At 38.2% G+C, this 20,076-nt stretch carries 24 protein-coding genes; 17 read left to right on the top strand and 7 right to left on the bottom strand.

Annotated features, from left to right (window positions below; genetic code table 11):
• On the top strand, nucleotides 1-425 hold a 425-nt coding region (locus tag ACYIAJ_RS07275; RefSeq protein WP_483564585.1), incomplete at its 5' end, for a hypothetical protein.
• A 779-nt stretch (nucleotides 426-1,204) separates the two neighbouring features.
• Nucleotides 1,205-1,531, top strand: coding sequence for a Grx4 family monothiol glutaredoxin (locus ACYIAJ_RS07270; protein WP_483564587.1), 327 nt, complete (start codon nucleotides 1,205-1,207; stop codon nucleotides 1,529-1,531).
• 104 nt (nucleotides 1,532-1,635) lie between these two features.
• Here the strand turns inward: ACYIAJ_RS07270 and rnt are convergent, their stop codons facing one another.
• The gene (rnt, locus tag ACYIAJ_RS07265) at nucleotides 1,636-2,310 is read right to left on the bottom strand and encodes a ribonuclease T (RefSeq protein ID WP_483564584.1); all 675 of its coding nucleotides are present in this window, start codon (nucleotides 2,308-2,310) and stop codon (nucleotides 1,636-1,638) included.
• Between the two features lie 202 nt (nucleotides 2,311-2,512).
• On the opposite strand from rnt, the gene ACYIAJ_RS07260 reads away from it, so the two are divergent.
• The 7 genes from ACYIAJ_RS07260 (at nucleotide 2,513) to cysZ (ending at nucleotide 9,251) form a co-directional block, all read left to right on the top strand.
• A complete protein-coding gene (locus ACYIAJ_RS07260) occupies nucleotides 2,513-3,271 on the top strand; it encodes a Nif3-like dinuclear metal center hexameric protein (protein ID WP_483564583.1) in 759 nt (252 codons plus the stop codon).
• 97 nt (nucleotides 3,272-3,368) lie between these two features.
• On the top strand, nucleotides 3,369-4,247 hold the full coding sequence (gene dapA, locus ACYIAJ_RS07255; RefSeq protein ID WP_483560636.1) for a 4-hydroxy-tetrahydrodipicolinate synthase: 879 nt from the start codon (nucleotides 3,369-3,371) through the stop codon (nucleotides 4,245-4,247).
• Nucleotides 4,248-4,284: 37 nt separating this feature from the next.
• Nucleotides 4,285-5,034, top strand: coding sequence for an outer membrane protein assembly factor BamC (gene bamC / locus ACYIAJ_RS07250; protein ID WP_483560637.1), 750 nt, complete (start codon nucleotides 4,285-4,287; stop codon nucleotides 5,032-5,034).
• Between the two features lie 72 nt (nucleotides 5,035-5,106).
• Nucleotides 5,107-5,817, top strand: coding sequence for a phosphoribosylaminoimidazolesuccinocarboxamide synthase (gene purC, locus ACYIAJ_RS07245; RefSeq protein WP_483564582.1), 711 nt, complete (start codon nucleotides 5,107-5,109; stop codon nucleotides 5,815-5,817).
• The gene (locus ACYIAJ_RS07240; RefSeq protein ID WP_483560639.1) at nucleotides 5,817-6,272 is read left to right on the top strand and encodes a DUF441 domain-containing protein; all 456 of its coding nucleotides are present in this window, start codon (nucleotides 5,817-5,819) and stop codon (nucleotides 6,270-6,272) included. The genes purC and ACYIAJ_RS07240 overlap by 1 nt, the downstream gene beginning before the upstream one ends.
• 3 nt (nucleotides 6,273-6,275) lie before the next feature.
• Nucleotides 6,276-8,303, top strand: coding sequence for a GNAT family N-acetyltransferase (locus ACYIAJ_RS07235; RefSeq protein ID WP_483564581.1), 2,028 nt, complete (start codon nucleotides 6,276-6,278; stop codon nucleotides 8,301-8,303).
• Between the two features lie 102 nt (nucleotides 8,304-8,405).
• The gene (gene cysZ / locus ACYIAJ_RS07230) at nucleotides 8,406-9,251 is read left to right on the top strand and encodes a sulfate transporter CysZ (RefSeq protein ID WP_483564580.1); all 846 of its coding nucleotides are present in this window, start codon (nucleotides 8,406-8,408) and stop codon (nucleotides 9,249-9,251) included.
• 8 nt (nucleotides 9,252-9,259) lie between these two features.
• On the opposite strand, the gene ACYIAJ_RS07225 is transcribed toward cysZ, so the two are convergent.
• From ACYIAJ_RS07225 to ACYIAJ_RS07215, 3 genes are all read right to left on the bottom strand, one after another.
• On the bottom strand, nucleotides 9,260-9,451 hold the full coding sequence (locus ACYIAJ_RS07225; RefSeq protein WP_160431392.1) for a YpfN family protein: 192 nt from the start codon (nucleotides 9,449-9,451) through the stop codon (nucleotides 9,260-9,262).
• Between the two features lie 77 nt (nucleotides 9,452-9,528).
• Nucleotides 9,529-10,668: a succinyl-diaminopimelate desuccinylase gene (gene dapE / locus ACYIAJ_RS07220; RefSeq protein WP_483564579.1), complete on the bottom strand. Its 1,140-nt coding sequence runs from the start codon at nucleotides 10,666-10,668 to the stop codon at nucleotides 9,529-9,531.
• A 13-nt stretch (nucleotides 10,669-10,681) separates the two neighbouring features.
• Nucleotides 10,682-11,038 carry an ArsC family reductase gene (locus ACYIAJ_RS07215; RefSeq protein WP_483560644.1) on the bottom strand — a complete coding sequence of 119 codons (357 nt, stop codon included), beginning with the start codon at nucleotides 11,036-11,038 and terminating at the stop codon, nucleotides 10,682-10,684.
• Between the two features lie 390 nt (nucleotides 11,039-11,428).
• Here ACYIAJ_RS07215 and ACYIAJ_RS07210 point away from each other — a divergent pair, with 390 nt between their 5' ends.
• Genes ACYIAJ_RS07210 through ACYIAJ_RS07200 form a run of 3 tightly spaced genes read left to right on the top strand, consistent with a single transcriptional unit; the run spans nucleotide 11,429 to nucleotide 13,621 of the window.
• Nucleotides 11,429-12,217 carry a lysine/arginine/ornithine ABC transporter substrate-binding protein gene (locus ACYIAJ_RS07210; protein ID WP_483560645.1) on the top strand — a complete coding sequence of 263 codons (789 nt, stop codon included), beginning with the start codon at nucleotides 11,429-11,431 and terminating at the stop codon, nucleotides 12,215-12,217.
• A gap of 3 nt (nucleotides 12,218-12,220) precedes the next feature.
• Nucleotides 12,221-12,904 carry an ABC transporter permease gene (locus ACYIAJ_RS07205; protein WP_483564578.1) on the top strand — a complete coding sequence of 228 codons (684 nt, stop codon included), beginning with the start codon at nucleotides 12,221-12,223 and terminating at the stop codon, nucleotides 12,902-12,904.
• Nucleotides 12,905-12,910: 6 nt separating this feature from the next.
• Nucleotides 12,911-13,621 carry an ABC transporter permease gene (locus ACYIAJ_RS07200; protein WP_483564577.1) on the top strand — a complete coding sequence of 237 codons (711 nt, stop codon included), beginning with the start codon at nucleotides 12,911-12,913 and terminating at the stop codon, nucleotides 13,619-13,621.
• Between the two features lie 145 nt (nucleotides 13,622-13,766).
• Here ACYIAJ_RS07200 and ACYIAJ_RS07195 read toward each other — a convergent pair whose 3' ends face one another.
• Together ACYIAJ_RS07195 and lexA are read right to left on the bottom strand one after the other, a co-directional pair.
• On the bottom strand, nucleotides 13,767-14,156 hold the full coding sequence (locus ACYIAJ_RS07195; RefSeq protein ID WP_483560648.1) for a hypothetical protein: 390 nt from the start codon (nucleotides 14,154-14,156) through the stop codon (nucleotides 13,767-13,769).
• 62 nt (nucleotides 14,157-14,218) lie between these two features.
• Nucleotides 14,219-14,845: a transcriptional repressor LexA gene (lexA, locus tag ACYIAJ_RS07190; protein WP_483560649.1), complete on the bottom strand. Its 627-nt coding sequence runs from the start codon at nucleotides 14,843-14,845 to the stop codon at nucleotides 14,219-14,221.
• A 245-nt stretch (nucleotides 14,846-15,090) separates the two neighbouring features.
• Between lexA and coaE the strand changes: the two genes are divergently transcribed.
• The 4 genes from coaE to tsaD are packed head-to-tail and all read left to right on the top strand — an operon-like array spanning nucleotide 15,091 to nucleotide 17,719.
• Nucleotides 15,091-15,696 (top strand): dephospho-CoA kinase, encoded by a 606-nt coding sequence (gene coaE, locus ACYIAJ_RS07185; RefSeq protein WP_483564576.1) that lies wholly within the window; start codon nucleotides 15,091-15,093, stop codon nucleotides 15,694-15,696.
• Between the two features lie 4 nt (nucleotides 15,697-15,700).
• On the top strand, nucleotides 15,701-16,438 hold the full coding sequence (gene zapD / locus ACYIAJ_RS07180; protein ID WP_483560651.1) for a cell division protein ZapD: 738 nt from the start codon (nucleotides 15,701-15,703) through the stop codon (nucleotides 16,436-16,438).
• Between the two features lie 37 nt (nucleotides 16,439-16,475).
• The gene (yacG, locus tag ACYIAJ_RS07175) at nucleotides 16,476-16,694 is read left to right on the top strand and encodes a DNA gyrase inhibitor YacG (protein ID WP_483560652.1); all 219 of its coding nucleotides are present in this window, start codon (nucleotides 16,476-16,478) and stop codon (nucleotides 16,692-16,694) included.
• Nucleotides 16,694-17,719 carry a tRNA (adenosine(37)-N6)-threonylcarbamoyltransferase complex transferase subunit TsaD gene (tsaD, locus tag ACYIAJ_RS07170; protein ID WP_483564575.1) on the top strand — a complete coding sequence of 342 codons (1,026 nt, stop codon included), beginning with the start codon at nucleotides 16,694-16,696 and terminating at the stop codon, nucleotides 17,717-17,719. Before yacG ends, tsaD begins: the two co-directional genes overlap by 1 nt.
• Nucleotides 17,720-17,814: 95 nt before the next feature.
• Here tsaD and ACYIAJ_RS07165 read toward each other — a convergent pair whose 3' ends face one another.
• Nucleotides 17,815-18,171, bottom strand: coding sequence for a DUF4282 domain-containing protein (locus tag ACYIAJ_RS07165; RefSeq protein WP_483564574.1), 357 nt, complete (start codon nucleotides 18,169-18,171; stop codon nucleotides 17,815-17,817).
• Nucleotides 18,172-18,298: 127 nt separating this feature from the next.
• Here ACYIAJ_RS07165 and ycaO point away from each other — a divergent pair, with 127 nt between their 5' ends.
• On the top strand, nucleotides 18,299-20,065 hold the full coding sequence (gene ycaO / locus ACYIAJ_RS07160; protein WP_483564573.1) for a 30S ribosomal protein S12 methylthiotransferase accessory factor YcaO: 1,767 nt from the start codon (nucleotides 18,299-18,301) through the stop codon (nucleotides 20,063-20,065).
• The last annotated feature ends 11 nt before the right edge of the window (nucleotides 20,066-20,076 follow it).

The following is a 20,076-nucleotide window of genomic DNA, read 5'->3' as shown; positions in this document are numbered from 1 at the left end:
ATAGTAGTGGTAATGAGGTGAAGTATGGATTTGTGTTAAAGCAGTGGTTCGTCAATCGTGGTGATAAAGAGGATACACAGTCTAACCAAGCATCTTGGTGTAGAAGTTTAGGTTACCAATTGTCACAGATTAAGGATTTAACTAACGCGAAGTGTGGTATATCTTCCTCATTCCCTTGTGTAAATGGTATAGATAGCGGCACACCTAGTTCATCTGTTAATCGTTACATGCGTTACATAGGTGCTAGTCTTTTCGCGGAGTGGGGCCGCATGTCCAGCTACAACAATGATACGGGCTTCGTCGGCGGCCGCTACTGGACAAGCGACGCATCAGGTAGCAATGGCTTCACTGCCAACTCGTTCTACGGCAACGTTGACAGATACAGTGCCAGCCGCAGCCATCACGCTGTTTGCATCGCACCTTAGCTTTTATATCTTATTCCTTAATCCTTAGGCCGCGGGGGCGGTTATGGTGCAGATAGAGGACAATCTAACAAAGAATAAAGCCCCCGCGTAAGTTGGGAGCATTTTCCCTTAGGGTTGCGTTGTTGAGATGAAGCTACAATCGCGCCGCCCCCCCCCCGCCGCCGACGCTGAAAGCGTGGTTGGCGGTGGCTTAAGCTTAAAATAAATAAGAATAACCAAGCAGTTGGTGGTCAGGATAAGTGTTTGTTATGTACTTTAATACAGTGGTGCTAATTCAACTGATGGCATCTATTAAATGCTTGGCATAATATGCCTAACAGTAAAATGAGCACTACTAACACGGCACTTATTCATTACCCAAGGCTTTCAACCTAAAATTGTCACGCAAGCTTGCTGATAAAAAGGACGAAAGTAAGGGGGATATTGTTAAATCAGCGATATACGCATCTTAGGTTGCAACTTCCCGACTGGAGTGCGAATGGTTTTTGATTTTAGTTATATCAAAAAACACCAACTGACTTGGCCCTCAAAACAAAGTTAAAAAACAATCACACGGCAATCTATAAAAATAACATAGCAAAAATCGGTCAGGAAATGTATTGATTTTATTAAAGTTTTTTATGGCTGTTTTTTCACAAAAACAACGCCTCCATAAATTGCTCTAAAAACCTCCATTAAGCAATTCGGTTATAAGATAGCAGTAGGAACAAGCCCAATTGTGCGTTAAAATAGCTTGCATTATTACAATAAATTACCAAGGAAATCGCATGACAACCGAAATGACAACACTCGATAAAATCAAAAAACAAATTGCTGAAAACCCGATTATTTTATATATGAAAGGGTCGCCAAGATTGCCAAGTTGTGGCTTTTCGGCTCAAGCGGTGCAGGTTTTGTCGCAATGTGGCGAGCCATTTGCTTATGTTGATATTTTACAAAAACCTGATATTCGTGCCGAATTGCCTAAATTTGCTAATTGGCCAACGTTTCCACAATTATGGGTGGAAGGCGAATTAGTAGGTGGCTGTGATATTATGTTAGAAATGTTTCAAGCAGGTGAATTGCAAACGCTTATTAAGCAAACTGCTGAAAAGCATAAATCTTAATTAAGCAATGAATTAAGCGCGCAACTTGAGCGCGCTTTTTTGTGTGAGCTATATTACGAGTAAATTAATCTTCGATTGTTTTTATCTGTTTATTCGTTTTTAGTTTATTGCGCACTGTTATCGTTTTGTTCTTGTTGTGTCTCTGTTTCACTATCTATAGTTGCTAAAGGCCATCCCCCAAGCGATTTAAGTCGATTCACAATTTTACAAAAAAGTATGGCGGTTTTTTGCGTGTCATATAGCGCGCTGTGGGCTTGTTTATGATCGAAGGTGATTTGTGCCACTTGGCAAGCTTTGGCTAGCACCGTTTGCCCAAAAATCAGACCACTGAGTGATGCTGTATCAAAGGTGGCAAAAGGATGGAAAGGGTTACGTTTGATGCCTGAGCGTTCAGCCGCTGCCATTAAAAAGCTGTGATCAAAGTGCGCATTATGTGCAACCATTACCGCGCGCGTGCAGTTGCTGTCTTTTATGCCTGTTCTGACCATTTTGAATATCTCGTCTAAGGCTTGCCTTTCGTCCACGGCGGCGCGCAATGGATTGTCAGGATCGATTCCGTTGAAGGCGAGCGCAGCGGGCTCTAAAATAGCTCCGTTAAATGGGGTGACATTAAATTGCAAGGTTTGATCTGGCTCTAACCAGCCGTCGGGTGTCATTTTTAAGGTGATGGCGGCGATTTCTAAAATGGCGTTGAGTTTTGAATCGAATCCTGAAGTTTCAATGTCAATGACAACGGGATAAAATCCACGAAAGCGTTCACATAATTTGGCGTTTGGCACAACAATTTATCTTATTTGTCAAAAAAGGCTATTATGCCAGTTTTTAAACGGTTCGCCTAGTATTGGCTTTAAGCGTTTGTTGTTAATCTATTTTCGCTAAGTTTTATGTAAATCACATTAAGATAAACGAGTAGATGCGCTTATTGGCTAAAGCGATTATAATTAACCCCTATGTTTTGATGATTTTAAAACCGAGCAGATTATGCATCACTTAGAACTAGAGCAGATTATTAATAACGAGTTGCAAATTGCTCGTTATCGGGACTATGCACCAAATGGACTGCAAGTGCAGGGGCGCATGCAAGTCAATAAGATTGTGACAGGCGTTACCGCTTGCCAGTTATTGTTAGATAAAGCAGTCGAACTGCAAGCCGATGCCGTGCTAGTACATCATGGCTATTTTTGGAAGAACGAAGTACAAACCATTACTGGCATTAAATATCAACGAATAAGAACACTATTAACTAACGATATTAATCTATATGGTTACCACTTGCCGTTAGATGGTCACCCCGTTTTTGGTAATAATATCGAACTGGCTAATTTATTGGGTATTTCGGTCGATAAGCGTAATGATATCACCGACTTACTTTTTACTGGCACACTAAATACTCCACTCACAGCTTTACAGTTTAAACACCAGCTTGAGCAACTGTTACATAATAATAAACGGCAAGTGTTGTTTTGTGGTGATAACGCTCCGCAAGTGATTAAGCGCATTGCGTGGTGCAGTGGTGGTGGGCAAGATTATATTGAACAAGCAGCGCAAATGGGCGTGGATGCTTTTTTTACTGGCGAAGTGTCAGAACGCACCATTCATATTGCGCGCGAATATGGTATTAACTTTTATGCGGCAGGACACCATGCAACCGAGCGTTATGGTATTGAAAAACTAGGGAAATGGTTAGCGAGTAGTTATGGCATTGAAGCTATTTTTATTGATATTGATAATCCAGCATAACATAAAGTTGAATTTACCTTAGAAATATCGCATACTTATTCGCAGATTTTTTATTCTTTACCCTATGTTATAAACCGATTATGTGAGAGGTCATTTTATGTTTACAGGAAGTCTGGTTGCACTTGTTACTCCCATGGATACGAAAGGAAACGTTGACCACGTAAGCTTAAAAAAATTGGTTGAATACCATATTGCTAATGGGACATCGGGTATTGTTTCGGTTGGTACCACCGGCGAATCGGCTACGCTTGATCACCATGAGCATATCGATGTTATAAAACGAACAATCGATTATGCCGATGGGCGTATTGCTATTATTGCTGGTACTGGTGCAAACGCAACGAAAGAAGCTATTGAATTAACCAGTCGGGTTGAAAATATCGGTGTTGTTGGTTGCTTAACTGTTGCGCCTTATTATAATAAGCCAACACAAGAAGGCATGTATCAACACTTTAAAGCCATTGCCGAAAGCACTGCATTGCCACAGATTTTATATAACGTACCTGGGCGCACTAGTAGTGATATTAAACCTGAAACCGTTGGGCGTTTAGCGAAGATCAAAAATATTGTTGCGTTAAAAGATGCAACAGGTGATCTTTCAAGAGTTTACCCAACGCGCAAATTGGTCGGCCCTGATTTTAAATTATTGAGTGGCGATGATTCAACATTTTTAGACTTTATGATTTTAGGTGGCGATGGAGTGATTTCGGTCACTGCCAACGTAGCTCCTAAAGCCGTTGCAACTGTTTGTCAGCTTGTGGTTAATAACCAAATTAAAGAAGCACGCAGTTTAAATGATACTTTGATGACTTTACATCGTAATTTATTTATTGAACCCAACCCAACGCCAGCTAAATGGGCTTGCGCAAGATTAGGTTTAATGCAAAGCGCAGCAATTCGGTTACCACTGGTATCGCTAAGCACTTCGTCAATTCCAGCGGTTGAGCAAGCGTTAAAAGAGGCAAATTTACTGTAATAGTTTTGTATAACCTTTAATTAAAAAGCAGATATCTATGTTAAATAATACATTGAACAGAACCTTATTTAAAAGCAATGTCCTTAAAAAAACGGCGATTTTGTCCGTTGTGGCTTCTTTGTTCCTTGCTGGTTGTGGTAGTGATCAGAACTTTAAGCGCGAAGTCGAAGGTAACGAAGATTATCTTCAATCTCCCTCTTTAAAATCATTAATCATTCCCGAAGGTGTTTCAGTACCAACTGCAATAAGTGACTTTTATGTTGATAAAACCGAGCTTAAAGGCAGTTTAGGCAAACAATTGGATATTAGACCACCAAGTTTACCAATTCCAACAGTGCCAGATGCTTTTGCGGTTTATAGTAGTGGTTCAGTTACCTTTAATGCACCATTAAGTAATCAAGTGTGGGAACGCATTCCCAATAGCTTAAGCAAAAGAAATATTTCAATTGCTAGCCAAGATAGCAACGCTATTCAAACCAATAAAGCTTTTATAATTCGTGCGGATGAAGAGCAAGCGGTTGAAGCTTCTTATTCAATTAAACGTCAATTACTAGGTGATACCGAAACAATCACTATTTTGATCACGTCGTTAACTCGTGGCACTGACGATTTAACTTCACAACCAATTGAAGTTCAACGCTATGTTGTCGGTTTGTTTAATGACATTATGGATGATGTTGCACCAGATTCAATGCGTGTAGTGCCGCCAAAAGCGCAAGATAAAGATGCTGAAAAAGAGAAGACCGAAAGTAAAAAACCAGCAACAGCCGTGAGTGGTGCAAATTAAGAATAAACTTGGAATTTAAGGAGCGAATAGCTCCTTAATTATTTATAAGTAATTTGATATAAGGTTATAAACATGAAAAAGTTGGCTGAGCTTTATCGTGGTAAAGCAAAAACGGTATATACCACCGAAAATCCTGATTTATTAATTCTTGAGTTTCGTAATGATACATCGGCATTTGATGGTTTACGCATTGAGCAGTTAGATCGTAAAGGCATGGTGAATAACAAATTTAACTATTTTATTATGACTAAATTGCACGAAGCAGGTATTCCAACACAGGTTGAGGCCTTATTATCTGACAATGAAGTGCTTGTCAAAAAGCTGCAAATGGTACCTGTTGAATGCGTTGTGCGCAATCGCGCAGCGGGATCTTTAGTTAAACGTTTAGGGATTGAAGAAGGTCAGGTTTTAAATCCTCCTACGTTTGAATTATTTCTAAAAAATGATGCATTGCACGATCCAATGGTTAACGAATCACACTGTAAAGCTTTTGGTTGGGCTAGCGATGAGCAATTAGCCAAGATGAAAGAACTCAGCTTTAAAATCAATACCATTTTGACTGATCTGTTTGATAAAGCAGGGCTAATCTTGGTCGATTACAAACTCGAATTTGGTTTATTTAAAGGCGAAATTACTTTAGGTGATGAGTTTTCACCTGATGGTTGTCGCCTATGGGAAAAGTCCACACTTAAAAAAATGGACAAAGACCGCTTCCGCCAAGGGTTGGGTGGAGTGATTGAAGCTTATGAAGAAGTGGCAAAACGCATTGGTGTGCCTTTGTAATGTTTGCGCAGTTTGATATCTCTTTTTTTCTTCTTTTGGGGTTAGCGGCACTGTGTTATTTGACGCACAATAACACAGTGACATTTGCCGTACTGTTATTGTTACTGTTTAAATTAACGCCACTTGACACTTATTTCCCGTTTTTAAATAAATATGGCTTAACTATTGGTATTGTTATTTTAACTGCCGCAATGATGGTGCCATTGGCGGATGGGTCGTTAAAAATTAGTGATATTGTCAAATCGTTTACCACTTGGCAATCTATATTGGCTATTTTGGTGGGTATTTTAGTCTCGTGGCTTGGCACGCGTGGTATATCGCTCATTGGTGCACATCCTACCATTATCAATGGCTTAATTATTGGCACGCTAATTGGTGTTGCATTTTTCAAAGGCATTCCAGTTGGTCCACTGATTGCTGCCGGTATATTATCGCTATTAATTGGAAAAAGTTAGTTTATGCACAATCCCAACAGCAACCGAATGCTATGGGTGTTACAGGGTGAAAGTGCACAATTATTTGAACAATTGAGCTCTACCCTTGAGCAAAGCGTTGGCGATTGGGTAACTGTTACGTATCAGCCTGATTGTTTGCCTAGTTCGTTAATTGCCAATGCACTCAAGCCCCATCAAACCAAACAATTATTGGGTCAGCAGTATCGGCATGCTATTTTTGATGCAACGGTAGGATTTAATCTTGATGCTTTTGCCATGCTGGTTGGCACGCTAGTCAAAGGTAGTGTGTTGGTTTTGTTATTACCCAAGGATCTGTCCACTTGGTATGATCAAGATAGCTTGCGCTGGAACGAAAGCCAAAATCCGATTAATGTACCTAATTTTGTTGCACATTTAATACAAACTTTGGCCGAATTTGGTGTGTCAATCAATTCAACATCTTTACCAAAAAACGCTATATCCGTCACATCATCTTTGCTAGTGATGAGCGATGATCCTTGTGATTTAGCCGAACAGCAAGGCATATTAAAACAGTTATTAAACAGCAATAAGCCCATAAATGTATTAGTTGCTAAACGCGGACGGGGTAAATCGGCACTCGCTGGGCGGTTTAGCCATTATCAGCGTTGTATTGTGACCGCACCCAATAAATCAGCATTGACGACCTTTTTTTCTTTTGCTAAGCCCGATACGCCATTTTTTGCACCTGATGAATTAATTTTGCAGTCAAAGATTGATTTTGCTGATTATCTCATTATTGACGAAGCAGCCATGATTCCGTTACCTATGCTCGAAAAACTGCTACAACTGGCCATTGCCAATAATTGTCGGATATTGTTAACCACCACCGTTGACGGATATGAAGGTACTGGACAGGGCTTTTTGTTGAAATTGCTATCAGGTAAAGCATGCAAATATTTTCATCTACACACCCCGATTCGTTGGCAGGCAGGTGATATGCTAGAGCAATTTAGCGATCGGCTATTACTTAATGGTTTATTAACGCAGGATGATAACCCTGTTACAGGCCTATCATCAACCCAATATTCAATGGTTGAACGCAATGATATTGATTCCTTAAGGTCGATCTTTTATCTATTAAAAATGGCTCACTATCAAACCACATTAATCGATTTAAGGCGTCTGTTTGATGCGCAAAATTTGTCGGTTTGGCAGGCAACAATAGACAATAAACAAATTGCCGCGGCAATTACACTTACCGAGGGGAATTTGCCTGATAACCTAATAACCCAAGTATGGCAAGGAACACGCCGCCCTAAAGGCAATTTAGTGGCGCAATCTCTCGTTGCTCATGCTGGTGAACGGTTAGCGGCTAAGTTGCGCTCGGTTCGCATTAACCGCATTGCGGTTATGAAGGCTTATCGACGGCAACATATCGCGAAACAACTGGTGCAGACGATTTGTGATCATGCCAAAATGCAGAATAGCGATTTTGTGTCAGTCAGTTTTGCTTATAGCCTGTCTAATTATCAATTTTGGACGGCTTGTGGTTTTGTTTTGGTTCATGTTAGTAGCCATAAACAGGCAAGTAGTGGCAGTTATTCGGTTATGGCGCTTAAACCAATCACCCGATCTGGGGATCTGTTAACCTATAAATTAAAACAAAAACTACAACGTAACGCCTATTGGCTAAAAGATATCATTGATTTACCGTTTAACGATATGATTATCAGTGATGGCGGTTGGCTATTATCATTAGATTTAGATGTCAATGATTTAGACGAACTTACTGGATTTGCTCACTATCATCGGCCATTCGAAGCCAGTTATGCTGCATTATGTCGATTAAATAGGTATATACAAATACACCAACAATCATCTCAAGTATCCTCTTTTCCTGTTTTATCCGCACTGTTAAAAAGCAAAAATAATCAGCCTTTAGTTATTGATTCATACCAACTTGCAGGTAAAAATGCATTAATGCAAGCTGTTAAACATGAAGTTAAAACATGGTTAGCAAAGCAGGCTAGTAATGCAATATTTTCCGAAATAGTCAGTAAAGATAGCTGATCACCATTGCAGGTTATCAAGCGGTATGTTTACAATAGTCATCATGTTTTGACTGAATTTGTTTTAACTCAATTCGTTTTAATTTAAAAGGAACTGAATGTGATGCATAATAAATTAGAAAATCAGATGCAACATCGCTATTCGCAAAATCAAACATACAACCAATCAAACAACCATAATCCAAAAAGTCAACCCACAACAGGAATTGAATACTTTTTTAAAGGTTGGTCTTTGGCGTTTAGTCCAGGGATTAAGCGATTTGTTTTTTTACCATTAATTGCCAATATTGTAGTTATGTCGGCACTATTTTATTGGTTTTTTACTGCTATTACTGGCATGGTGGATTGGGGATTATCGTATGTGCCAGGTTGGTTGCATTGGTTGGGCTATATTATAGTTTTTATTGTGATTTTAATGCTGGTAATTTTGTTTTGTTATTTTTTTAGTACGGTGGCAAATATCATTGCCGCACCTTTTAATGGTTTATTGGCTGAACAAGTCGAAGCACGGTTAACAGGGATGCCAGCAGTTGATACATCGTGGATGAGCATCATTAAAGATCTTCCACGGATTTTTGGTCGCGAATTTCAAAAATTGATTAATTATTTATTATGGGCCATTCCGATACTGTTGACCTATTTTATTCCTGTTATTGGGCAATCAGTAACGCCTGTGATTTGGTTTTTATTTACGGCTTGGCAAATTAATATCCAATATGCCGATTATGCTTTTGATAACCACAAAATCACTTTTCAACGTATGTGTGAATTACTTAAACAAGATAAAGCTGATAATTTAATTTTTGGTATATTGGTTAGTTTTTTTACCATGGTACCCTTGTTTAATTTAATTATTATGCCTATTGCCGTGTGTGGCGCAACAGCAATGTGGGTTGACCGCTACCGTCATCAAGCACTATTTGACAGCGGTAGCCAAGAATTTCGTTAAGGGGAGTGCTACTTTTTTTTAGTTGAATTTGTTGATGGCCAATCATCATCGTCGTCATCTTGATAAGGGATAGGTTTTATCCCTTTCTTTTTTTCAAGATACGATTTATAACTCAGTCGGTTCAGTGCTTTAATGGTATTAATAAAAATCCCAATTAAAATAACAACAATTATCCACCAATAATCTTTGAGCCACTCCATCGTATTCCCCTTTAAGTTAAAATTGGAATCATCCAATTATAGCAATCATACATGCCAATAACGCAATGCTAACAATACTATACTAACAGCAGTTTCTCTAAAATGCGGTGATAAATTGCGGTTAAGGTAATAATATCTTGGCAATTGGCATTTTCGTTCACTTTATGGATGGTTTTGTTAAGTACCCCAAGCTCGATCACTTGGCATCCCATTTTTGCAATAAAGCGTCCGTCAGATGTGCCGCCACTGGTGGATAGTTTGGTATCAATGTCGGTAAATTCCTTAATAGCGCTAGCAGCCGCGTTGGTTAAATCGCCTTGTGGTGTTAAAAATGGATGGCCTGATAACCGCCAAGTTAAGGTATAGTCTACATTATATTTTTGTAAAATCTGCTCAACGCGTGTTTTAATATCTGCGTCTGTCAATTCGCTACTATAACGGAAGTTAAATTGTACACGAAGCTCACCCGGCACGACGTTTTCAGCTCCTGTGCCACCATTAATATTGGCTATTTGCATCGTCGTTTGTGGGAAGTACTGATTGCCTTCATCCCAAATAGTATTAACCAGTTCATTTAATGCAGGAGCAAAACGATGCACAGGGTTATCAGCAAGATGAGGGTAAGCCACATGACCTTGAATGCCATGTACAACTAAATTGGCAGTTAGTGAACCACGGCGTCCGTTTTTAATCTGATCGCCAAGTACTACATCGCTTGATGGTTCGCCCACAATGCAATAATCAATACGCTCTTGGCGTTTGATGAGCAAATCAACCACCTTAACCGTGCCATCGCTTGCATCGGCTTCTTCATCTGATGTGATTAAAAAGGCGACGCGCCCAGTGTGATTAGGATGTTGTTTAACAAAATCCTCTGCCGCACAAACCATGGCAGCAACGCCACTTTTCATATCCGATGCACCACGGCCATAAAGTACGCCATTTTTACCAATTGTTGGTGAAAAAGGCGGATAAAGCCATTTGCTTTCATCACCAGCTGGTACGACATCAGTATGTCCAGCAAACATCAAAGTTTTGCCGGTAGCATCGCCATGATAGGCCCATAAGTTCTTGGTTTGCCCAATATTGACTTCTTCAATAATAAAACCGAGTGGTTTTAATCGTTCAATAATAAGTTTTTGGCAGTTTTTGTCGTCAGGGCTTATCGATTTTTCAGCAATGAGTGCTTTGGTTAGCGCAATAACAGGTTCATTCATAATGGTCTCGATTTTATTTAGATTGCGATGTAAATTGTGAATAATGTTGATCTGAAAATCCTAATAAAGCTCGCTTTTCATCAATTAGTAAGGGGCGTTTTAAAATCGATGGATTGGCTAGCATAATCTTTTTAGCGGCTTGTTCGTTATCTATTTGTGCACGGACAGACTCATCTAGCTTGCGCCAAGTTGTACCGCGAGTATTAAGCAAACTTTGCCAGTCCACCAATTGCAAAAATGTATCTAAAAGTGCTTCTGACAACCCATCAGTTTTATAATTATGAAATTGATAATTGATGTGATGTTCATCAAGCCAAGTAAAGGCCTTTTTCATTGTATTGCAGTTTTTTATGCCGTAAATGGTGTACATAAAGGTGATCCTAAGTTGAAAGATGAGGGGAATTATAACAGCTATAAGCAGAGGGTCGCAAATCGAAGGGCGTGTTTTAATTTAGATTTTTTGTGTGGTTGAATTATTGAAAATATGCTAAGTCGCAAAAATCACCGCATTGATAACGTTTTCAGCTACGTTTTGTAGGAATAAAGAATTGCACAAAAATCGTTCAGGAAAGGTGTTGATTTTATTGATGTTTTTTGCGATTAAAAAGTCTTATTTTAACTGGCAAATAAAACTTTATTTTTGTGTTTGCAGTTAAGTAATTTTAATTTTTTGGACAACAATAATAACTTTTTTTTATTATAAAAATACAGCATAACGCGCTATATTATCCCTTTAGCTAAAAACGAAGGAAGATAAATCATGAAGAATTTATTAAAAGTATTAGCCATTTTTGGGTGTTTAAGCTTATCTACAACAAGTTATGCCACGTTGCCTGAATCGATTAAAGTTGGGTCGGATACATCTTATGCACCTTTTGATTTTATTGATGCTAACGGTAATATTACAGGATTTAATATTGAAATTACTAAGGCTTTATGTGAAAAAGCTAACATTAAATGCACCTTCCAATCTACCGATTTTGATGCGTTAATTCCTTCGTTATTATCAAGAAAGATCGATATGATTTCCTCTTCGCTTATGATGACTGAAAAACGTAAAAAGCAGATTGCGTTTTCTGATGAAATCTTTATGACTTATTCGCGTTTGATTGTTAAGGAAGGTGCAAATTTAATGCCTAATGCCGAATCGCTAAAGGGTAAGCGTGTTGGTGTTGAGCAGGGGACATCGCAAGAACATTTTGCCAACGAGGTGTGGCGCCCTAATGGAGTGGTGATTGTTCCTTACCAAAATCAGTTGCAGGTGTTTTCGGATTTAGTGGCTGGTCGTTTAGATGCGGCATTGCAAGACGAAGTTACTGGTAGTTATGCCTTTTTAAAACAGCCACAAGGTAAAGGTTTTGTTTTTGCAGGCGATGAATTGAAAGATGCTAACTATTTTGATGTGGGGGTGGGGCTTGGTTTTCGTAAAAATGATAATGAATTACGCGAAGCCTTTAATCAAGCGTTAAAAGCGATTTTAGCTGATGGCACTTACCAAAAAATCAATGATAAGTACTTTGATTTTAATGTGTATGGTAATAAAAAATAAACCATGCAAGGTTATATTTCGTTAATTTGCCAAGGGGCATGGCTAACCATTATTTTAGCACTAGCATCGTTGCTGTTAGCTATGCTACTTGGCATTGTTTGTGCGCTGGGCAAGTTGGCTGATTCTAAAGTGTGTAATCTGCTTTGTCAGGCTTATACGTCGTTAATTCGTGGTGTGCCTGATTTAGTGCTGATGATGCTGATATTTTTTGGTTTGCAGTTTTTGGTTAATAATATTACCGATTATTTTAACGCCTCTTTTATTGAAGTGAATCCATTAATGGCCGGTATTTTTACCTTAGGCTTTATTTACGGCGCCTATTTTACCGAGACCTTTCGAGGGGCTTATCTTGCTGTGTCTAAAAATACGTTGGCGGCAGCAACGGCTCTTGGGCTTAGTAAAGTCCAAGTGTTTCGTTATGTGATGTTTCCTTTAATGATGCGGTTTGCCTTGCCGGGCATTGCGAATAATTGGTTAGTGGTATTAAAGGCCACGGCATTGGTGTCGTTACTGGGGTTATCGGATTTAGTTAAAGCCACGAAAAACGCAGGTGAAGCCTTGTATCAACCTTTATTATTTGCCTTAATCGCAGGGGCATTCTATCTGCTTTTTACGTCAATATCGAATATCGTGTTATGGTGGCTGGAACGGCGTTATTCCATTGGCACAATCAAAACTAAGTTATAAGAACTCATGCTAGAAATTATTCAACAATATTGGCAATCACTATTATGGACCGATGGTTATAATATTACTGGTCTGGCGATGACGCTGTGGATTTTGATTTTATCCGTTGTAATAGGTGGTGTTTTGTCTCTAGGGTTAGCAGTAGGGCGAAATTCGCAAAATAAGCTGATTAAATTACCCATTTGGCTGTTTACTTATATTTTTCGTGGCACGCCTTTATATGTGCAGTTGCTGATTATTTATACTGGCATTTATACATTGAGTGTGGTTAAAAATCATGCTTGGCTGGGTGACTTTTTTCAAAGTGGTTTAAATTGCACGGTGTTAGCCTTTACTTTAAATACCTGCGCTTATACCACTGAAGTTTTTGCTGGTGCCATGCGCAATGTTCCTAATGGCGAAGTTCAAGCCGCAACTGCACTTGGGCTTAACCGTTTTCAGTTATATCGTTATATTATTTTGCCAAGAGCGTTTCGTATTGCTCTGCCGGCTTATAGTAACGAGGTGATTTTTATGCTGCATTCAACGGCGCTTGCTTTTACGGTCACTGTGCCCGATGTAATGAAGATTGCACGCGATATTTATGCAGAAACGTATCAACCCTTTCATGCCTTTGGCATTGCGGCGGTGATTTATCTTTGTGTGAGCTTTACATTAATTTTTGGTTTTAAAAAGTTAGAACAGCGCTGTTTGGCTTTTCAGAAAGTTAATGAGTAACACAATGAATAACTTTTGGTTATTTGCTGATTTATCCACTTTCAATTCATCATTTAGGTTTTTATTTATCAATCAAAAAAATTAAAATCCGACAATTGTGATAACATTTGCCGGATTTTGATTGTTCTATTTATTTTTAAATACGTTAATTTACAGGATAGAATTCACTTGTAGTGCCGGAGTCACTGTTGCCATCATCATGATCATGGTTACTTGAACCTGGTAATGCTCTAGCTCGTTCAATAGGAACATAACTGCCGCTAGGCGTTTCAACTTGGCACTCACCTAAAAAGATAGAATATTTGGTGTTTGCATGCATACTTTCACCTCTAAAATAGCAGTGAGCAGCGTTATATAAGTCAACTCGACAAAGAATTGCAATGGCTAACCACACAATAAGCACAGCTAAAGAGAACCATTTTAAATATTTCCAAATGAGGGACCAAAAACCAACTCCCCTAAAACGGCAATATCCAAAAACGAGCAATATGATTGCAACAAATGCTAAACCTTCGTATAACCAAAATAGCCACATAGTAATCTCCTACTTTTTAGTGTTTACTATTCTATACCATCTTTGTTTATACATCTACATTATTACATCCAAGAACCGTTACGAATAATGCCAACGGCAAGCCCTTCAATAGCAAAATTTTGTTGTTCTAAATCGACTTCAATGGGAGAAAACTCGCTGTTTTCTGCAAGCAGGTGAACATGTTTACCTTTGCGCGATAAACGTTTGACGGTAACTTCGTCGTCAATACGGGCAACAACAACTTGACCATTTTTAACGTCTTGGGTTTTATGTACTGCTAATAGGTCGCCGTCTAATATACCAATGTCTTTCATTGACATACCATGTACTCTTAGTAAAAAATCGGCATGGGGTTTAAATAGTGACGGATCAACTTGATAATGACTTTCGATGTGTTCTTGCGCTAAGATTGGCGATCCAGCAGCGACTTGTCCAATTAGGGGTAAACCTTCAAGCTCGTTTTGCTCAGTTTGGTTTTCAAGTAAAAGACGAATCCCGCGAGACGAGCCGGCGATCATTTCGATTGCGCCTTTTTTGGCAAGCGCTTTAAGATGTTCTTCAGCCGCATTGGCAGAGCGAAATCCTAACTTTTTGGCAATTTCAGCCCGTGTCGGCGGCATGCCAGTGGTTTGTATATTGTCTTTAATTAAGTCATAAATCTGTTGTTGACGTTCGGTTAACGGTTTCATTACTTTGTCCTGTTTTTATATACATATATATGTGATTATATACAGCTAATGATATAAAACAACTGTTTTGTTCTATTTATTTGGCTGTAGCCGATAAATTTTCCTTTGGCGTGAGTAAGTTTGCTAATTTACTGCCAATAAATATCCCATTAATTGTTAAGTTTTTGTCTGTATTTTGCGTTATATGATCAATCCACTTATATGTTATAATGATGTCCTATTTTTGTTGAATTGGAATTTGCCTTATGCCTTATGTTGTTGCACTAAGTGGCGGTATTGCCAGTGGTAAAAGTACTATCGCCAATTTGTTTGCCAAATTGGGTGTACCTATTATTGATGCAGACCTTATTGCAAGGCAAGTTGTACAAGTCGGTAGCGATGCGTTTAACCAAATTGTTAAGCACTTTAGCCAAGAAATTTTGCTTGCTAATGGCGAACTTGATCGCAGTCAGCTGCGCGAGATTATTTTTAATAATGACCATGAACGACTTTGGATTAATCATCTGTTGCATCCCATTATTCAACAAGAAACCCAAAAACAAATTGCTATGCAAAGCACAACTTATGTAATTTGGGTTGTGCCGTTATTGATTGAAAACAATTTGCATAATTTGGCTGATCGCGTGCTGATCATCGATGCTCCTGAGTCGCTACAATTGGCGCGATTAGTAAAAAGAGATAATATTAGTGAATCATTAGCGAAAAAGATGATGTTGTCGCAAGTGTCTTTAAAAAAGCGTTTATCTTATGCGGATGATATTATTGTCAATGATGACAATTTGGAGTCGCTAATTGCACAGGTTAATTTATTGCATCAACAATATTTAGATAACTTTAATGGTAAGATTTAGATAGATGAGTAATATTATTTTTGAACATCCATTGAACGAAAAAATGCGCACTTGGCTTCGTATTGAATTTTTATTAAATCAATTAAATACGCATTGCCATTTAGATCAAAATAATGCGTTGATTTTTTTTCATGCATTATCCGAGTTGTTAGAAATTATTGAACGTAACGATGTAAAAGGTGATTTGATTAAAGAACTTGAATCACAAAAGCAAAAGTTAATTTTATGGTTAACTTTTGATGGTGTGGACTATGATTTGCTTAATGACTTAATCCGCCAATTTGATGATTTTTTAGCTCAATTTAATGTGATAGCGCGCTTAGGACAACCATTGAAAGATGACCGTTTTATTACTGCTATTCGTCAACGCTTAACTATTCCTGGTGGGTGTTGTAGTTTTGATTTGCCATCGTTCCATTTATGGCTAAAAATTCCGCAAGAAAGGCGAAACATTCAAGTTGGAAATTGGTTACAACACCTGTCAATTCTAGATAAATCTCTAACATGCTATATGCAGTTAATTAGACAAATGGGTGAATTTAAACCATTTATTTGTTCTAATAATTTTTTCCAAGAAACCAATGGTGATGTTAATTTAATTCGTATTCGGATTTCATTAGATAAAAATGTCTATCCCCAAGTGTCTGGCCATATGTCGCGCTATAGCATTCGCTTTTTACCGCTTGATGCTTGTAATAACGTGAATACCGATGATATTGAATTTGAATTAGCGTGTTGTTAGTACTGTTAAATGCTAATTATTTAAAAAAAGAGTCACAATGAATAAAGAAACCGTTACATATGTCAATTGCCCAACTTGTCAAAAGCAAGTTCTATGGAGTAAAGATAGCTTATACCGCCCATTTTGCAGCAAACGTTGCCAGCTTATTGATTTAGGCGATTGGGCAACCGAAGAGCATCGCATTGCCGATAAAGACATCACCGAACAAGATCTTTGGAGCGAAGAAGACCTTAGCGATTTTGCAGGTAAACATTAATGAAGATTTTAGGTATTGAAACTTCATGCGACGAAACAGGTGTTGCTATTTATGATGATGCCAATGGTTTGCTTGCCAATCAACTTTATTCGCAAATTAAATTACATGCTGATTATGGTGGTGTAGTGCCTGAGCTCGCATCACGCGATCATATTCGTAAAACCGTACCCTTAATTCAAGTAGCATTAAAAGAAGCAAATTTGCTGCCAGCAGATATTGATGGTGTGGCTTATACCGCAGGTCCAGGCTTAATAGGTGCTTTAATGGTTGGTGCATCGATTGGTCGTTCGCTGGCTTATGCTTGGGATGTCCCCGCAGTTGCAGTCCATCATATGGAGGGGCATTTGTTAGCTCCTATGCTTGAAGATAATCCGCCCGAATTTCCCTTTATTGCATTATTGGTTTCGGGAGGACATACACAGCTTATTAGTGTAACAGGTATTGGTCAATATGAACTTATCGGTGAATCCATTGACGATGCAGCAGGCGAAGCTTTTGATAAAACTGCAAAATTACTTGGTTTAGATTATCCCGGTGGAGCTAAATTGTCGAAATTAGCTGAGCAGGGTAATGGCGCTCGGTTCCATTTTCCTAGGCCTATGACGGATCGTCCTGGACTGGATTTTAGTTTTTCAGGTCTTAAAACAGCCGCTGCCAATATCATTCATCAACATAGTGATAATCATATGATTGATACGCAGACTCAAGCCGATATTGCTAGAGCTTTTGAAGATGCTTTGGTTGATACGTTAGTGATTAAATCGCGGCGAGCTCTTGATCAAACTGGATTTAAAAATTTAGTGATAGCTGGTGGAGTAAGCGCCAATCAAACACTGCGTAATAGGTTAACTGAGCTGATGCGTCAGCGTAAAGGACAGGTTTATTATCCACGACTCGAATTTTGTACCGATAATGGTGCCATGATTGCTTACGCTGGGATGATTCATTTAAAAGCAAAACAGTATTCAGATTTAGCAATTAATGTTAGGCCAAGGTGGCCACTTAGCGAGCTTAATGCTGGTTAATAGATTATTTTGATTTAAAGATATGTAGATTAAAACGAAAGAAAAAAGCGGGAATCAGTTCCCGCTTTTTTGCCTATATAGTTGAATCAACACTATTAATTAATAGTATCGGTGCTAGACGATTCTTCCGTTTTTTCAGAATCTGTTTTTTCGTTAGCTAATTTTTGGATATTGTGATTAATATTAAATAGCACACAAATCAATTCAAAACCAATACGAGTTGAAACAAATCCTACAACAAAGGTAATAATACCAGTAAAAAAGGTAAATAAACCCATAGTAAAACTATAAGCAAATAAAGCAAAACTACCTAGTATCATAGTCAATGCACTAAAGCCAATAAGAACTAATGTGATCCAATACACGATAGTAATAAATGAAGGTGTTAACATTTTATTAAAGAAGAAAAAATCTTTAATGGTAAGATCTTTAAAATCTATTTTTTTGTTCATTTTATTTCCTTATTTAGGTGGATTAATTTTATTACTTCTATTTTTTTATATTTGCGTATAAAGTGATAAATTCTTGAAAGCGGTAAAGCGCAACAATTATAACATGAAATTATTTTGAGATTAACTTATGAAAACTTATATTCCAGGCAAAGATGCTGCCCTTGAAGATTCCATTAACTATTTTCAGCAACAATTAGCAAAATATGATTTAGAAGTGAAAGAAGCTTCTTGGCTCAACCCTGTGCCTAATGTGTGGTCAGTGCATATTCAAAATACAAAGTGTCCACTCTGTTTTGCTAATGGTAAAGGTGCAAGCAAAAAAGCGGCGTTAGCATCGGCCTTGGGAGAGTATTTTGAGCGATTATCAACCAATTACTTTTTTTCAGATTTTCATTTAGGTAAAAAGGCTGCAAATGCTGATTTTGTGCATTATCCGTCCGAAAAATGGTTTTCTATTCCTGAAGATAATTCCCTCCCTAAAGGGTTATTATCTCAAAAACTACTTAAATTTTATGATCCCGATCATGAGTTAAGTGCAACTGATTTAATTGATTTACAATCAAGTAATGGCGAGCGAGGCATTTGCGCATTACCGTTTGAGCAACAGTCTGACAAGCAAACGGTCTATGTGCCTGTTAATTTAATTGCTAATTTATATGCATCTAATGGTATGTCAGCAGGAAATACCCGTAATGAAGCGCGAGTACAAGGGTTATCGGAAATTTTTGAACGTTATACCAAAAATAAAATTATTGCCGAGGCTATTAGCTTACCGATTATTCCAACCGAGGTTATTTATCGCTATCCAGCGGTTTTGGCAGCCATTGATGCGCTTGAAAGCGAAGGCTTTCCACTTTATTGTTTTGATGCTTCATTAGGCGGTGAGTTTCCGGTTATTTGTGTGGTGTTGTTTAATCCGCAAAATGGAACATGTTATGCCTCGTTTGGTGCACATCCAAATTTTGGCGTTGCACTTGAACGAACTGTGACAGAATTATTGCAAGGGCGTAGTTTAAAAGATTTGGATGTATTTTCACCACCAAGTTTTGATAATGATGATATTGCTGATCTTAGCAATTTAGAAACACATTTTATTGATTCAAGCGGTTTGATTTCATGGGATCTATTTAATGAGAAAGCTGATTATGAATTTGTCGATTGGGATTTTTCGGGCACGACTGAGCAAGAATTTGCTAATTTAATGGCTATTTTTACCCGTCACAACACCGAAGTGTTAATTATGGACTATGAGCATCTTGGAGTTTATGCTTGTCGAATTTTGGCCGTTGGCATGTCGGAAATTTATCCCCCTGAAGATCTTTTAATTGCCAATAGCAATATGGCAATTGGTCTGCGTGATCTTATTTTGTCATTACCTTATCAAAAACGCACTGCCAAACAGTACCTAGCCATTATTGAACAGCTTGATGATGAAGGTCTTGATGATTATGCACGCGTTCGCGAACTACTTGGCATTGCAACCGGTAACGATAATGCTTGGCTTACACTGCGCGTTGGTGAATTAAAAGCAATGTTGGCATTGGCAGGTAAAGACTTAGTGCAAGCACAACAGTGGATTGATTGGACGGTTGAAATGAATGAGTCTATATTTACCCCAGAACGCAATCATGCTTATCGTTGCTTGCAAACGCTAGTTAACTTTATTTTGCAACGTGACAAAAAACAGTTTAACAACTATCAAACTGCATTTAATAAAATGTATGGTCAAGCTTGTGTTGACGATATGTGGCAATACGCCAATGGCGAAAAAACATTTTTTGGCTTGGCAGATTCTGCTACAGCCGATAAAGCGAATAATGATAATTTAGCGCAATTTGCTATGCATCAAAAATTATTAGCTGTATATAACAAATTACATCAGGTGATGCAATAACCTATTTGTTA

This window comes from Gilliamella sp. X-46 (assembly GCF_057063525.1).
The sequence above is the reverse complement of the archived record's forward strand: the minus strand, read 5'-3'. Positions and strand labels throughout refer to the sequence as shown.

What these genes read in the sequence shown, in the direction of transcription:
- ACYIAJ_RS07260 (WP_483564583.1), top strand. Translation starts at nt 2,513, where the DNA reads ATGCATCACTTAGAACTAGAGCAGATTATTAATAACGAGTTGCAAATT.
- ycaO (WP_483564573.1), top strand. Translation starts at nt 18,299, where the DNA reads ATGAAAACTTATATTCCAGGCAAAGATGCTGCCCTTGAAGATTCCATT.
- zapD (WP_483560651.1), top strand. Translation starts at nt 15,701, where the DNA reads ATGAGTAATATTATTTTTGAACATCCATTGAACGAAAAAATGCGCACT.
- cysZ (WP_483564580.1), top strand. Translation starts at nt 8,406, where the DNA reads ATGCATAATAAATTAGAAAATCAGATGCAACATCGCTATTCGCAAAAT.
- ACYIAJ_RS07165 (WP_483564574.1), bottom strand. Translation starts at nt 18,171, where the DNA reads ATGAACAAAAAAATAGATTTTAAAGATCTTACCATTAAAGATTTTTTC.
- purC (WP_483564582.1), top strand. Translation starts at nt 5,107, where the DNA reads ATGAAAAAGTTGGCTGAGCTTTATCGTGGTAAAGCAAAAACGGTATAT.
- ACYIAJ_RS07205 (WP_483564578.1), top strand. Translation starts at nt 12,221, where the DNA reads ATGCAAGGTTATATTTCGTTAATTTGCCAAGGGGCATGGCTAACCATT.
- ACYIAJ_RS07270 (WP_483564587.1), top strand. Translation starts at nt 1,205, where the DNA reads ATGACAACACTCGATAAAATCAAAAAACAAATTGCTGAAAACCCGATT.
- dapE (WP_483564579.1), bottom strand. Translation starts at nt 10,668, where the DNA reads ATGAATGAACCTGTTATTGCGCTAACCAAAGCACTCATTGCTGAAAAA.
- ACYIAJ_RS07195 (WP_483560648.1), bottom strand. Translation starts at nt 14,156, where the DNA reads ATGTGGCTATTTTGGTTATACGAAGGTTTAGCATTTGTTGCAATCATA.
- tsaD (WP_483564575.1), top strand. Translation starts at nt 16,694, where the DNA reads ATGAAGATTTTAGGTATTGAAACTTCATGCGACGAAACAGGTGTTGCT.
- ACYIAJ_RS07240 (WP_483560639.1), top strand. Translation starts at nt 5,817, where the DNA reads ATGTTTGCGCAGTTTGATATCTCTTTTTTTCTTCTTTTGGGGTTAGCG.
- ACYIAJ_RS07210 (WP_483560645.1), top strand. Translation starts at nt 11,429, where the DNA reads ATGAAGAATTTATTAAAAGTATTAGCCATTTTTGGGTGTTTAAGCTTA.
- lexA (WP_483560649.1), bottom strand. Translation starts at nt 14,845, where the DNA reads ATGAAACCGTTAACCGAACGTCAACAACAGATTTATGACTTAATTAAA.
- ACYIAJ_RS07215 (WP_483560644.1), bottom strand. Translation starts at nt 11,038, where the DNA reads ATGTACACCATTTACGGCATAAAAAACTGCAATACAATGAAAAAGGCC.
- ACYIAJ_RS07200 (WP_483564577.1), top strand. Translation starts at nt 12,911, where the DNA reads ATGCTAGAAATTATTCAACAATATTGGCAATCACTATTATGGACCGAT.
- dapA (WP_483560636.1), top strand. Translation starts at nt 3,369, where the DNA reads ATGTTTACAGGAAGTCTGGTTGCACTTGTTACTCCCATGGATACGAAA.
- ACYIAJ_RS07225 (WP_160431392.1), bottom strand. Translation starts at nt 9,451, where the DNA reads ATGGAGTGGCTCAAAGATTATTGGTGGATAATTGTTGTTATTTTAATT.
- ACYIAJ_RS07235 (WP_483564581.1), top strand. Translation starts at nt 6,276, where the DNA reads ATGCACAATCCCAACAGCAACCGAATGCTATGGGTGTTACAGGGTGAA.
- yacG (WP_483560652.1), top strand. Translation starts at nt 16,476, where the DNA reads ATGAATAAAGAAACCGTTACATATGTCAATTGCCCAACTTGTCAAAAG.
- bamC (WP_483560637.1), top strand. Translation starts at nt 4,285, where the DNA reads ATGTTAAATAATACATTGAACAGAACCTTATTTAAAAGCAATGTCCTT.
- coaE (WP_483564576.1), top strand. Translation starts at nt 15,091, where the DNA reads ATGCCTTATGTTGTTGCACTAAGTGGCGGTATTGCCAGTGGTAAAAGT.